At 62.2% G+C, this 13,059-nt stretch carries 11 protein-coding genes; all 11 read right to left on the bottom strand.

Annotated elements, in window-relative coordinates:
• Window positions 1–31 precede the first annotated feature (31 nt).
• The 11 genes from PPN31114_RS03410 to PPN31114_RS03360 all read right to left on the bottom strand — a co-directional run bounded on the left by PPN31114_RS03410 (window position 32) and on the right by PPN31114_RS03360 (window position 12,805).
• Window positions 32–2,914: an autotransporter family protein gene (locus PPN31114_RS03410; RefSeq protein WP_174987635.1), complete on the bottom strand. Its 2,883-nt coding sequence runs from the start codon at window positions 2,912–2,914 to the stop codon at window positions 32–34.
• Window positions 2,915–3,149: 235 nt separating this feature from the next.
• Complete coding sequence (locus PPN31114_RS03405) at window positions 3,150–3,782, bottom strand: GntR family transcriptional regulator (RefSeq protein WP_246182380.1); 633 nt, start codon at window positions 3,780–3,782, stop codon at window positions 3,150–3,152.
• A 144-nt stretch (window positions 3,783–3,926) separates the two neighbouring features.
• Entirely contained in the window at window positions 3,927–4,892 is a 966-nt protein-coding gene (locus tag PPN31114_RS03400) for an alpha/beta hydrolase (RefSeq protein ID WP_150678069.1), read from the bottom strand.
• On the bottom strand, window positions 4,886–5,161 hold the full coding sequence (locus PPN31114_RS03395; protein WP_150679126.1) for a 2Fe-2S iron-sulfur cluster-binding protein: 276 nt from the start codon (window positions 5,159–5,161) through the stop codon (window positions 4,886–4,888). The genes PPN31114_RS03400 and PPN31114_RS03395 overlap by 7 nt, the downstream gene beginning before the upstream one ends.
• Window positions 5,162–5,518: 357 nt before the next feature.
• Window positions 5,519–5,830: a 2Fe-2S iron-sulfur cluster-binding protein gene (locus PPN31114_RS03390; RefSeq protein WP_150678068.1), complete on the bottom strand. Its 312-nt coding sequence runs from the start codon at window positions 5,828–5,830 to the stop codon at window positions 5,519–5,521.
• A gap of 86 nt (window positions 5,831–5,916) precedes the next feature.
• Window positions 5,917–6,963 (bottom strand): 2Fe-2S iron-sulfur cluster-binding protein, encoded by a 1,047-nt coding sequence (locus PPN31114_RS03385; protein WP_150678067.1) that lies wholly within the window; start codon window positions 6,961–6,963, stop codon window positions 5,917–5,919.
• Window positions 6,964–6,976: 13 nt separating this feature from the next.
• Window positions 6,977–7,456 (bottom strand): GlcG/HbpS family heme-binding protein, encoded by a 480-nt coding sequence (locus PPN31114_RS03380; RefSeq protein ID WP_150678066.1) that lies wholly within the window; start codon window positions 7,454–7,456, stop codon window positions 6,977–6,979.
• A 32-nt stretch (window positions 7,457–7,488) separates the two neighbouring features.
• Window positions 7,489–8,943 (bottom strand): aldehyde dehydrogenase family protein, encoded by a 1,455-nt coding sequence (locus PPN31114_RS03375; RefSeq protein ID WP_150678065.1) that lies wholly within the window; start codon window positions 8,941–8,943, stop codon window positions 7,489–7,491.
• A gap of 78 nt (window positions 8,944–9,021) precedes the next feature.
• Window positions 9,022–9,753 (bottom strand): iron-containing redox enzyme family protein, encoded by a 732-nt coding sequence (locus tag PPN31114_RS03370; protein ID WP_150678064.1) that lies wholly within the window; start codon window positions 9,751–9,753, stop codon window positions 9,022–9,024.
• 149 nt (window positions 9,754–9,902) lie between these two features.
• Window positions 9,903–11,231, bottom strand: coding sequence for an MFS transporter (locus PPN31114_RS03365; protein WP_150678063.1), 1,329 nt, complete (start codon window positions 11,229–11,231; stop codon window positions 9,903–9,905).
• Window positions 11,232–11,299: 68 nt separating this feature from the next.
• On the bottom strand, window positions 11,300–12,805 hold the full coding sequence (locus PPN31114_RS03360) for an amidase (protein ID WP_150678062.1): 1,506 nt from the start codon (window positions 12,803–12,805) through the stop codon (window positions 11,300–11,302).
• Window positions 12,806–13,059 lie beyond the last annotated feature (254 nt).

Here is a 13,059-nt window from a genome sequence, read left to right as displayed (position 1 = left end):
CGTGCTTTTGCCGGTGACAAAAAAATGGCGCTCAGAACAGGAACCGCGCGCCCACATTCAGCAGCCAGCCGCGGATGCCCGCGTTGCCAATATCCTTCGACCAAGAGGCTCGCCCATAGAGCGACATGCGCTCGCTCATGGTCGCGTTGGCACCGATGGATAAGCGCACGGCATCGCCAAGCTTGCCGCTGATGAAGTCAACGCCGCCCACATTGACGTGCGTGCCATCGGTGAACGCGTGCAAGTAATCCACGGCTACGTACGGCGTCACCCGCCCTTTGCCGACTTCGAAGGCGCGGGTCAAGCGCATGCCGACTCGCCCGAGCAACTGATTCTGGCTGCCGATGTTGACCGCCAAATCGTCTGCATCCACCTGATTGTTGAAGCCGACATGCTGGCCCACGAGTTGCACCTGCGGCTCAAGCTGCAACCCTGCCCCAATGCCGAACGGGTACCCCGCTTCCACCGACAACGCGACGTCGCGGCCTTTCAAGTCGGAGGCCGTGGCATGCGCATTCGTACTCACCCGGCCGTCGAACCAGCCAAACGACAGCACATTGTCGACGTACCAGCCTTGTGTGCTTTGATACGTCGCATAGCCCGATATCCGATAGGTATTGCCTGCGCCACTGCTATACCCGTCGACGGCATCGGGCTCGAAGTGCAACCACCCGATAGCGCCCGCCACGCCGAAGCGCCACAGACCGTCTTCGTTGCGTCGTTTAAACAGGTTGCCGCCGAACTGCACGGCGCTGTAGTCGCCATCGGCGTTGTAACCGTATTGCTGGAACGTTCGGTTGCTGCGGTAATTGAAATGGCCGCCATAGACGCGCACGAACGCTTCGCTATCCCCGCTGTCGCGGCCAAGGTCGCGGTCGTCCCGAATCTCGCCCAACCGGCGGTGCAGCGTGTCGATGTCGACTAATCCGGCATACAGCAGTGCCATCGGCGCGCTCAAGTACGCGGCGACCTGCGGCACGACTTCCGGCCGGGCATTCGGCGGAATGGGTTCCGGAACACTGGGATCGACGGGGTCCGGGTCCGGCTCGACTTCGCCGCCCGGGTCAACGAACGCGGTCTGTAATCGGTAATCCCAGAACGTGCCCGTCGCGCCTACCAACGATTGCCCCGGGCTCGCCGCGCCATACTCCGACCCCGGGCCGTAAGCGTACAAGTGGTACTGGAACGGCAAGTTCTCCGCCGTGACGTAGCCGTTCTTCAACACGAAGGCGTTCTGACTGGACGTGCCCGCCACTTGAATGATCGAAATGCCGTCGGTCGCCGAGAACAAATGCGCGGGCGGTGCGCCGAGCAAGCCCCGGTTCAGATGGGCCTGATAGGTCGCTACCGGCCCCGGACTCGCATCGACCGCGCGCACGTCGACTAGCGTCGTGCCGGTAGCGTTACCCCCGATCAACAGGCGATCGGTGAATTGATTCGACAACGCGCCGCCTGCATTTAAGTACGTGTTAAGCGCCAGCGTGCCGTTGTTGCCGGTGTAATTGCCTGTCGTCGTGATACTCGAGTATGACGACGCCAAAGTGGGCTGGCTCGTCTGTCCCGCCGTCGACAGCACTTTGATCATGCTGGCCGTGTTCTCCAGCGTGGTCATATTGGAGTTGCCGGTAACGTTCCACACCGAGCCGTTGCGCAATGCCACCTGCGCGGTACTTACGGCGTCGGTGAGAATCGTCCCCGTCAACGTCGATGCGTCCGATGACAACGCCACGTTGCCCGCTGACGTGCCACCTGCATTGACATTGAGGGCCGACGCGCCCGGCCCGGCAATTAGCGATGCACCCGATGTGAGGGTAATCGTGCCGTTCGGGCCTGTGACGTGGATGGCATCCGACTGGTCGCTGCGCACTGTCGAACCGTTGAGCGTCACGATTTCGTTGGAGCCCGTCACGCCGGTGAGGTACATGCCATAGGCACCGCTGCCTTGTGCGTGAAACGTAGTGCCCGAGGCCGTTAGCGTGGCGGTATCGCCCGTAAAGAGATTGACCAGCATGACAGCATGCGCGTTGGCACCCGAGGTCGTGACCGTCGACGGTGTGCCGCCCGCGTCGGACGAAATGGTCACCTCGGGACTGCCCGTCGACACGCTGCCGAAGTCGGAATCCACGAGCCGAATCCCGTAGGCACCGTTGCCACTCGTCGAGATCGTTGTGTTATGCAATACCGTGCCGCCGTTGCCTTCCGCATCCACGCCATGCGCCGACGCGCCGCTGGTGGTAATGGTGCCGTTTCGATACGACAGCGCGGCCGTGCCCTCGTAGGCGCCGTGGCTGGCACGGTTCAAAAGCCCATACGAGCTTGCCCCCGTGGTCGTGATCGACGCGTTGGTGAGCGAAATGGCGCCGCCGCCAACCGCCCCTGCCCCCTGTGCCGATGGTCCCATGGTGTTGATCGTGACGGCGTTGCCCGTGATCGTGCCGCCAGTGGTGGCCCAAAGCCCCGCACCGCCCGACCCGCCGCTGGTGGTGATCGTGGTACCGGTGCCAAGATCGGCCGTCGATTGCCCCCCGTTCGTGCCGCTCACTACGACGCCAAACGAGAAATTGCCGATACCGGCAATGGCAACGCCATATCCGCTAGAGGAATTGATGGTGAAACTCGAGAACGATCCAGCGCCGGACGCCCCCACCTGAATCGCCGTATTCGTGGGACTGGTAACCGACATCGCGCTCGCGGGAGCGAAGGTAAGCGATGCCGAGTTGCCGCCGGTGGACGACACACGCACTGCCGTCGAGACATTCATCGAGCCGTCGGTGTAAGTCAGTGACCTACCATTGCCCACGCTCAATGCCGTCGCAGGCAACGTTTGCGCTTCGAGTTGGCCTGAAGCCAGCCCTACGCACAACAGACATGCCAGCGCGATAGCGGACGGCTTGAGCGGCCGGACGGTTGACATACCTCGTGTACGAACGAGCATGACGCAGCCCCCTTGACGCCTTGCCAAAAGATGCGATTAACAGAGACGATTAATTAAGACTTCTAATTAACAAATCTCCGCCAATGCCTTGAAATCAAGGTCGATTCTAGGGTGCTGTAGTTTTAGATAGCAAGGAATTCCACCGCCAAACGCCAATGAGATTATTTTAATTATCGGAAATACCTTTTCATTCTCATTGACGTTGCCCGGCCCCTCAACGCGCCATGTGATCGAGGTAGTACTGGGCTGCCCGGGTCACGTGGCGCTCTGCCAGCAACGCGGCGAACGCGGCATCGCCCGATTGAACTGCCCGCAAAATGGCTGCGTGCTCTTCCCACGTGATGCGCACTTCTTCGTCGTTGGCGTTGACGAAAAGCATGCGCGAGCGATCGCGCATTGATCGCATCAGGTCAGCGAGCATGGAATTCGCGCCTGCGGTGTAGAGCAAATCGTGAAAACGTGCGTTGAGTTCGAGCAAACCGGCGGTCTCGCCTGCGGCAACTTTCGCGTTGCCCTCCTGCAAGACTTTCTCGATACGTTGCACCAGCTCGGGGGTGCAACGCTCCGCAGCCAGACGTGCGTTCAGTCCTTCGAGCGTGGCACGAATCTGCACCAACTCGCGCGCAGACGCGGGGTCGAACGACGCAACGACCGCGCCGTGACGCGGCCGCACTTCAACCAAGCCTTCGACGGCGAGCGCGCGAAGCGCTTCTCGAACGGGCACCCGCGAGACATCGAGCTCCTCGGCAATGCGGCCTTCGACAAGCCGGTCGCCCGGTTTGTATTCGCCCGATGTAATGGACGCGCGCAAACGGCTGATCACCAGATCCGAAAGCTGCTGATGCATGATCGGCTCGCGTCCGTTCGCCCCTGTGGCTCCCCGCACCATATTCCAATCTCCACAAACCTGTCGTTACGACGTTGTACCGCCGCATTCTAGCAGCGCACGGCATTTTGTAGACTGTACACGATGCAGGGTATGCCCGTGGTTTCAGGCGCGGCGCGGCACCGAGGCCATAAACGCCAGAATTTCCCGTCCCAGCCAATCCTCTCCCGAATTGAAGTGGGCCACGATCGACGTGTGGTTGTGACCGCGAAGTTGGACGAACCGTGGCGCGACGCCCCGATGACGCAGTAACCGTTGAAAGAACGCTGCGCCGTAGTCGTCGAGAAACCGGTTCTCGTACTCGGCAATCGCGATCATCGTCGGCACCGCGCTGCGCGCAGCGTGCGTGAGCGGCGATCGTTCGGCATAGCGGGATTCGTCGGTGCCGAAATAGGCCTGCACCGGCTTCGCGTTGGGGTTGCGCGGATCGACATCGGCGAATAGCCGCGCGCTGATCAGCACCAGCCCGGCCACGTCCTCCTGCGCGGGTGTTGAATACGGTGTCAACGCAGGGTCGAACAAGCACCCTGCCGCGTGCGTGCCGCCCGCCGAATGCCCGATCACGAAAATGCGCGACGGGTCGATTCGCCAATCGGCGGCGTGTTCCCGCACCCATTCGAGGGCCATCGCCACATCCTGCGCGCCCCCCGGCCACTGCGCGTCGGCAGCCAGGCGGTACTCCACGTTCAGGGCGACAACGCCTTGCCGCGCAAACCAGTGGCAGACATTGTCGTAGACCTCACCGTTGACGCTCTTGCTGCCCCGCACGAATGCGCCGCCATGGATAAACAGCACCGCGTCGCGTAAGCCGTCGGGTTGCACACGCGCTGTCTCGCTCACGGGTTCGAAGACATCGAGCACCTGCCTCGCATGGCTGCCGTACGCCAGATTCCGCTCGACATGCGGACTCTTAGGGGCCGCAGCGAGCAGTGGCGAATAGCAGTCGATGACCGCCTTGCGATTCGCAATGATGTCGTCGTTCCAGCGGGGACCGAGATCGAGCATCTGACGTCGTTGCTCGGGCGGCAATGCACCAAACGGGGCTGAATAGTTGCGAACGTCGTTCACCATGACACGCTCACATCGCCGTTAATAAACGTCTGGCAGGCCATTCGGTAGCCGTTTTCCAGATCTTCCGCGCTCAGGTGGCGCCGCTCCTTCGGCTTGACCGCATCGGTATGTTCGCGACCCGTCTCGACCCGGCAGCGGCAGGTGCCGCACAGCCCGCCGCCGCACTTGAACGGAATACCGCCCTTTTCGCGCAACGACACACGCAGCAAATTACTGTTCGGCGGTGCCTCGACGCATTTGCCGCCATTGCTAAGAAATGTGATCTGCACCGTGGTTGCGGCTGGCGGCGACGGCTCGCGACGGCTAAGCCGGGCCTGCGCGTGGTCGCGTCCGACCAGCGCTTCGAGCGATGCCAGTGCTTCGGCAGCCGTCGAAAACTTCTCGAAGAACTTGGTCGGCACCAGATTCTCGCCGTGCGGCGGGGTGTCCTCAATGATCTTCACCCGTGCCGCACCATCGAGCTTCGCCACGACGAATGCCGCGACATGGCGTGCGCCGTAGTAATAGTCATGCGTTTCCACCGGCGTAATCCCCGGGGTCGGTTCGCTGCGATACTCGCCCGGCCGGCTTGTCAGTACGATGTACATTCGATTTCCTCGTTACAGATGCGCGCTTGCCCGCAACCGTCAAAGCGCTGCCGGCGGGTCGTCGGCCTGTTCCAGTTCGATGTCGTGCTCAATCCACAGTTGGCAGACCAGCCGGTACCCCGCATCGAGCCGCTCGCCCAATTGCTTCTTCTCTTTCCAGTTGGGCGCTGGCAAATGCGCCTCCCCGGCCAGTACCCGGCAAGCACAGCGCGCGCATTTGCCCATGCCGCACTCGTAACGCAGATGCGGAAACGGGAACTGCTTGATGCCCGCACGCACGACGAGATTGGTATTGGCTTTCACTTCTTCCCGGTACGTTTGCCCGTTGCGATGGAACACGACGACTGGCATGCATCCTCCTGAGACTGAATCACTATTACGTATACTGTATACCGTTAATTTACCAACCCAGCAACGAGTCGTTTCCCTACGAGGGCTTATGCTGCGACTTCGACCGGCAAATGTTGAAACGTGAAGCTGTCGACATACAGGTAACGCACGCTGGCACCGTTTGCCATGAAAGCCCGGCGCGCATCGCCAATCATGACCGGCGAACCGCAAAGGTACAGCGCGTGTTCCGACAGGTCGGGATGATCTGCCAGCACGGCGTCCTGCACATAGCCGCGCGCGCCCTGCCACGCCGCGTCGGGGCGCGACAACACAGGCACATAGCGGAAATCTTCGTGCTGTTGCGCGAGTTGGGTCAGTTCTTCGTGCAGATACAGCGCCTCTTGCGTACGGCCGCCCCAGTACAAATCCACCGGCGGCGTATCGCCACTGCCGAGCATTTCGGCCAACATGCTGCGCAATGGTGCGATGCCCGTGCCAGTGGCGACCATCACGATCGGCCGGTAGTCGTCCTCGTGATATCCGAAACCGCCCAAGGGGGCTTCGACGTCGAGCGCATCGCCGGGGCGCAGCGCACTAAGGCGCGTCTGCGTGAAGTAGCCCCCTTCGATACGCCGGATGTGCAGTTCGAGCGAGACTGGCCCGCTCGTCGTCTGCTCTGTGCCTACGGCATCAACGCGAGAGGCAATCGAGAAACTCCGCGGCCCCGTGTCGCCCGGCAGCACGTTGACGTACTGCCCCGGACGATAGACCCATGGCTCGCCGTCGGGGAACGTCAGCACGAGCCGTGTCACGTCCCGGCTTAGTGCCTCCGTGTGCAGCACGTGCGCCTTGCGCCGACGTGACGGCGCAGGGGCAGCCAGCATGCGCTCGGTACTGATGACCAAGTCCGTGCACGCCCGGGCCTGACACATCAGCGCCTCCCCGGCGTCCGCTTCTTCTTGCGAAAGCGCGATCGGACGCTCGTCGTACTGTACATGCCCTTGCTGCACCTTGACGCGGCACGTGCCGCAACCGCCAAACTCACACTCTGACGGCAGCGCCACGCCCGCACGCCGCGCCGCTTCAAGCACCGTTTCGTCGGGCGCGGCGTCGAAGCTTCGCTGGGCTTCGAGCCATGTGATTCGATAGCTCACGTGCAACCTCCGGTCAAAGCTTGATGTCGGCCTGAACGAGCACTTCGCGCCCGCTCTCGCGCAGCAACTCCTGCAACGCGGCCAAACCTGCGAGCCCAGCCTGTGTGTCTTGTTCGCCGTTGCCGCCAGACAGGCCAATCCCCCCAACCACTTGCTTGTCGACCACGATCGGGAAGCCGCCGACGAACGCCGCAAACTTCCCTTCGAAACTCCACTGGATACCGAACGCCTCGTTGCCGGGCAGCGCCGGACCGTTGGGCGGCGTGGTGAACAAGTGCGTCGAACGCTTGTGCCCGGCCGCGGTAAATGCCTTATTCCATGCGATTTGCGGCCCGGTGATACGGCCGCCGTCCATGCGTTCCAGCGCCAGCGGAAATCCGCCTTCGTCGACCACGCAGATCGATTCAAGGACGCCGATTGCCTGCGAGCGCGCCACGGCGGCGGCGATCATGTGGCGGGCTTCGGCGAGTTCAAGTTTGAAAAATGGCTTCATGGCTGATGAGAGATGTCGTGAGTTGGCGGGCGTCAGACGCCCCGGTAAACCGTCTTGATCTGTTGATAGAACTCGAGCCCGTCGCGGCCCGACTCGCGAAATGTCGCCGTGCTCGACTGCTTGAGCCCACCGAACGGGGCATTGATGAGATTGCCGGTGGTGGTGCGGTTGATCTTGACGGTGCCCGCTTCGATGTCGTTGGCGAACCGGTGCATCAGCCGCACGTCCTGAGTGACCAGCGAGGCGGCAAGACCATAGTCGCTGTCGTTCGCGACCGCGATGGCGTCGTCGTAGCCGTCCACATCGATCACCGCGATGACCGGGCCGAAGATCTCTTCGCGTGCGATTCGGGCATTCCGTGGCACGTCGGCAAAGATGGCCGGCGTGACGAAATAGCCGTGGGCATAAGCGTCTTGCGTGAGTTGCTGACCGCCGCAAACGAGCGTGGCTTCGCTTTTGCCGATCTCGATGTAGTCGAGTACCGTGCGCAACTGCCCTGCCGTTGCCAGCGGGCCGATATCGATACCCGGTTGCAGACCGTTGCCAATCTTCAGCGCTGTCGTGCGGGCAGCAAGACGCTCGACGAACGCCGCGCGAATCCCGCGCGCGACCAGCACACGGCTTGTGCCCGTGCATGCCTGGCCGGTCAGCGAAAAGCCGCCCTTGATCGTGAGATCGACGGCGCGATCGATGTCTTTTTCGTCGAGCACAATCAACGGGTTCTTGCCACCGAGCTCCATTTGCGTGCGCGTCGACATCGACGCCGCGCGGTGGATTTGCTCTCCCGCCGAGGTCGATCCGGTGAATGAAATCGCTTTCACTTCACGCGCGCCCACGAGTACCGGCCCGACGGCAGAAGCGCTCCCTGTGACGAAATTCAGCACCCCCTTGGGGATACCCGCCTGCACGAATGCTTCCGTCAGGCGCAATCCGCTCAGCGGGGCATCCGTCGCGGGTTTGAACACCACCGTGTTGCCGCAGATCAGCGCCGGAGCGATCTTCCGCGCGGGAATCGAGACGGGGAAATTCCAAGGCGAAATCACCGTCACGACGCCCAACGGCTCGCGCACCGTGTACACCGCCATGTCGGCATCGTCGTTGGGGAAAGTCTCGCCGCCGTACGACTGCGCTTCGACGGCGTAGTAACGCAACGTCTGCGCCGCGCGCATGAATTCGTCGACCGCGAGGTTTTTCTGCTTCCCTTCCTCGCGCGTGAGTTCTTCGCCGAAACGCTCGGCGTGCTGTTCCAGATAGGCGCTCGCGGCCAACAGTATCTTGGCGCGTGCGCCCGGCGAGAGGCGTTTCCAGTTGGCAAATGCCGAGGCAGCGGCGCGAACGGCAGCCTGCGCATCGGCCTCACCCGAGGCCTGAAACTGGCCGACGACGTCGCGCGTATCGGCCGGATTGACGTTCTCGAAGGTGGCGCCCGAGCGGCTCGCGCACCATTCGCCGTCGATGTAATTCAGAAACGTGGGCACGGTTGTCATGAATGCAACAGTCCTACAAATTGGCGGGAAGACCCGCGCCGTATCGGCGCGGGGTTGCCGCTGGGTTGCCGATATCGCTTAGGCCGCAAGCCCCAATTCGGGCAGCGGAATCTCTTGCTCGACGTAGTCGTAGTACAGCGCCGTCGTATAAAGCAAACGCATTTGCGCACCGATCTCGCAAATCTTCAGGCAGCGTTGTTGCAGCTCCGGCGTGTTGGCGTTCTCAAGCACGATTTGGTAGCCGCGTTCGCCGTGAATTTCATCCGAGACGATGTGCAAGTCGAAGAACTCGACTTCCTCGTCGGTGAACTTGTAGGTGTCGCGCAGCGTCGGCGTTTGTTTGCGATAGATCGACGGCACCTGCGATTCCAGCCCGACGACCAGCCCCGCGACTGCGACCACCGGGTCTTCGCGCATGGCGACGGCGTAGCACCAGCTTTGCAGGCCTCGCGTGGTCGGCGACATGTTGTCCGGGTCGACTACGCGCTCACGCGTCGTGCCACACGCTTCGGCAAAGCGGATCAGCAGGTCGGTGTGGCGATCGCCCCCGATTTCCTCCTCGTACATGTTGGCGAGCAAAAAGTCCTTCGCCTCCGTCATGTGGTCCGGCGTGCGGGCGTACAGATAGCCGAGGTAATCGGCAAACGGCCCGACGTAGTGGTAGTGGTTCTCCGCCCAGCGGGCAAGGTGCTCGCGCGTCAGCTTGCCGCTGGCCCACGCCACGCTGAACGGTGCCTTGTTCGCGCTCTTGCCCTTGATTGCTTCTTCGAGTGCCGCACGGAAAGTCTCGCGGTCCATCAGCTCTGCCATTTCAGACTCCTTGGTTTCAAGTGGATAAGCCTGCGCATCGAAAGATGCCGGGCTTCGTTTTGTCATTTTTGTACACTGTATACAGGTTTTACGAAAATGCCAATGCAGTGAATTACGGTGTGCGGGGCGATCCCGCGAAAACGGTTAGCTTATTCGGCCGCCTTTCGGACGGAGACAGGCACGGCGTGAGCCATGGCAGACGACGATGCAACGCTTGCCGTACCGGCATGAGCGGGTTCAATGGCGTCGAGCGCGATGCCGTTCGTTTCGGGCAGCAGCCATGCAGCAACGATGACCATGCCGTAGCCCACTGCGGCAACGATGGGAATGGCGAGCGTGAGGGTCATGTGCCCTGTGGCAAGCCAGCCGGCCATGAACGGGAAGAACGAGCCGATGACACGCCCGGCGTTATATGCCACGCCGTAGCCGGTGGCGCGAATTTCATGCGGATAGGTTTCTGAGATCGTGGCGGCGACGCCCGCGAAAGTGCCCTGCATCAACACGCCCATGAGGAAGCCGAGCACCATCATGACGGGCATGGGGGCCGGAATCAGCATATAGGCGATGCTCATGACGAACGCGCCGAGCGCAAACAGGATGTACGTCGGGCGGCGACCCAGTTTGTCCGTACACCATGCGCCGACGGCGTAGCCGACGATCGAGCCGACGATGGTGATCGCGAGCCACATGCCGGTGCCGGTCACCGAGAGGCCGCGTTCCGTCTTGAGCCACGTCGGCATCCACGTTGCAATGGCGTAATAAGCGCCGAGCATGCCGCCCGAGAGCAAGCTGCACAAGAACGTGCGCGCCAGTAGCTTCCCGCTGAATACCCCTTGCAGCGTCTTGAGCGGGCTCGTCGCGCCGCGCTCGGCGAGCGTCCGCGTGAAGGCTTCCGGTTCTTCAAGATTGCGACGCAGCCAGAACACGAGCAGCGCAGGCGCCACGCCGATAAACAAGCAGACTCGCCATGCCCACTCAGGCGGCAACCAATTGAAGATCACACTGTATGCAATCGCTGCCAGCGCCCAGCCGAACGAATAGCTGCTTGCGGTGAAGCCCGAGAACTTGCCGCGATGCGCCGGATTACGGATGGTTTCCATCACGAGCACCATGCACAACGACGATTCGCCCCCGAAACCCAGCCCCTGAATGATGCGGAATACGGCGAGTTGCGTCGGCGAATTTGTCAGGCCGCAGGCAAAGCACGCGAGGGCGAACAACGCGATGGTCCAGCGCAAAATCCGCACGCGGCCATAACGGTCGGCGAGCAGCCCCGCGCCGATAGCGCCCACGAGCGAAGCAATCAACGTGTACGTCACGATGCTGCCTGCCGTTGCCTTGCTCATGCTCCAGGTCGTGAGCAGCACGGGGATGAGAAACGAATAGATCATGAAGTCGTAGACGTCGACCGTGTGGCCGATGAACGTGCCGGCAAAGGCACGCTTCTCGTTCTTCGACAGTGAGTTCAGCCAGGACATAGCGGTGTCCTCCTTAGGTGTCGTGGGTTTTGTGAGTGAGTAAAGTTGTTGGCGTTGATGTCGGCGTTTCAGCGGGGTGGTACGTAGGTGTAGCCGGCGGCTTCAAGCAATCTGGCTACGTGAATGGCGCGCAAATCGTGATACAGCGGAGCCACGATCTGCACGCCCACGGGTAGCCCGCTAGCCGTGCGCCCGGCGGGGGCCACGGTCGAGGGCAAACCGCACAAGCCGGAGTGTCCGGCCCAGAAAAGTTGTGTGGTGAGCGGCTGCGCCCGCCCATTCACATCGAGCGTGCGCTGCCACGGCGCACCCTGCTCGTTCAACGGGAAAGCGGCGGTCGCGGCGACCGGGCACAGCAGCACGTCGACTTGTTCGAACAGCGCCCGCCAGGCGGCGGCGAAGCGCTCTCGCAAGGGTTGGAGCTTCAGCCAGTCGCGATGGCGCATGACCGCCCCGACGTGCTGAAGCGAGGCGTATTGCAGGTCGTCTTCGGCGACCTCCGCAGCGCTCGAAACCGACGCAGCGAAAGCCTCGTCACCGAGATACCCGCTCGTGGCAGCCCGCAACAACAGCATGTAGACGCGTAGCAATTCGGCCGCATCGAGCGCCGGGCGGGCGTCCCACTGCACACGGGCACCGCGCCGTTCGAGATCTTTGCCGAGCGCTACGATGCACTGCTCCACCTCGGCATCGACCTCTGCGACCGGATGGTTGGACAAAACGCCGAAACGAATCTCGCGCAGATCGCCCGCCTGACATCTCGGCAGATCGAAACGCACGGCACACGCGGCATCAGCGCTCGGCCCGGCGATGGCCGTGAGGACCGATTCCAAGTCACCCGCACTGCGCGCGAGCGGGCCAGCCACATTGATATCGGGAAACGTAGCGCCGCCCGGCAGGCCATGCCCGTCGAGGGGAACCAGCCCGTGCGTGCTTTTGTGGGAGAAGATGCCGCAGTAGTGCGCCGGATTGCGGATCGAGGAGCCGATGTCCGAGCCGACGTCGAAGAACGCCATGCCGGAACTCACGGCTGCGGCGCTGCCTCCAGACGACCCGCCGGGTGTACGTGTGATGTCGTGCGGGTTACGCGTGGTGCCATACACCTCGTTGTAGCTCTGCCAATCGCGCAGCCAAATCGGCACGTTCGTTTTGCCAAGCAAGATGGCACCGGCGTCTTCGAGGCGCTGTACAACGCTCGCGTGACGCGCCGCCACATTGCCTTTGAACGCCGGATCGCCAACGGTCGTCGGCCACCCCTCGACGTCGAACGATTCCTTGATCGTGAAAGGCACGCCGTGCAGCGGCCCTCGCACTTGCCCGGCGCGGCGCTCCGCGTCACGGGCGCGCGCAACGGTATACGCCCGGTCGAAATCGCTGAGCACCACGGCGTTCAGGCGCGGATTCTCCCGGTGCCACGCGGTTTCGCAGGCCGCGACGAGCACAGCCGAGGTCGTCTCATTGCCCGCTAGGGCTGCCTGAGCCGCCGTGATCGAGGCGTAGTGCCACGGCGTTTGTGCCGCCGCCGATGCCGAGAGCGTATCTGCGTTGCGAGTGTCGACCGAGGAATCTGTCATGGTGGGGAACCCGTTTCAGTATTCTGTATACCATCGGTCGACAAATTAGCGCTGTCAATGCTCCTGCGGGTTAGGGTTTGTGCTTAATGCCTGCGGATGCAAGACCGGTGCGGATCACCCGCTGGCGTGAGTGCCATTTCATCCCGTAAAATCGACACGCTCGAAACGCGTTACCTAATTCATAAGTAAAACGAAGCGTCGACAGCCGGTCATAACGGTTGCGATCACAACATCATTGGCGGGCGCGATAGACG

The organism is Pandoraea pneumonica (genome assembly GCF_902459645.1).
GTDB classification, from domain to species: Bacteria; Pseudomonadota; Gammaproteobacteria; order Burkholderiales; family Burkholderiaceae; genus Pandoraea; species Pandoraea pneumonica.
Note: the sequence above shows the minus strand (reverse complement) of the source record. Positions and strands in the feature narration are given on the sequence as shown.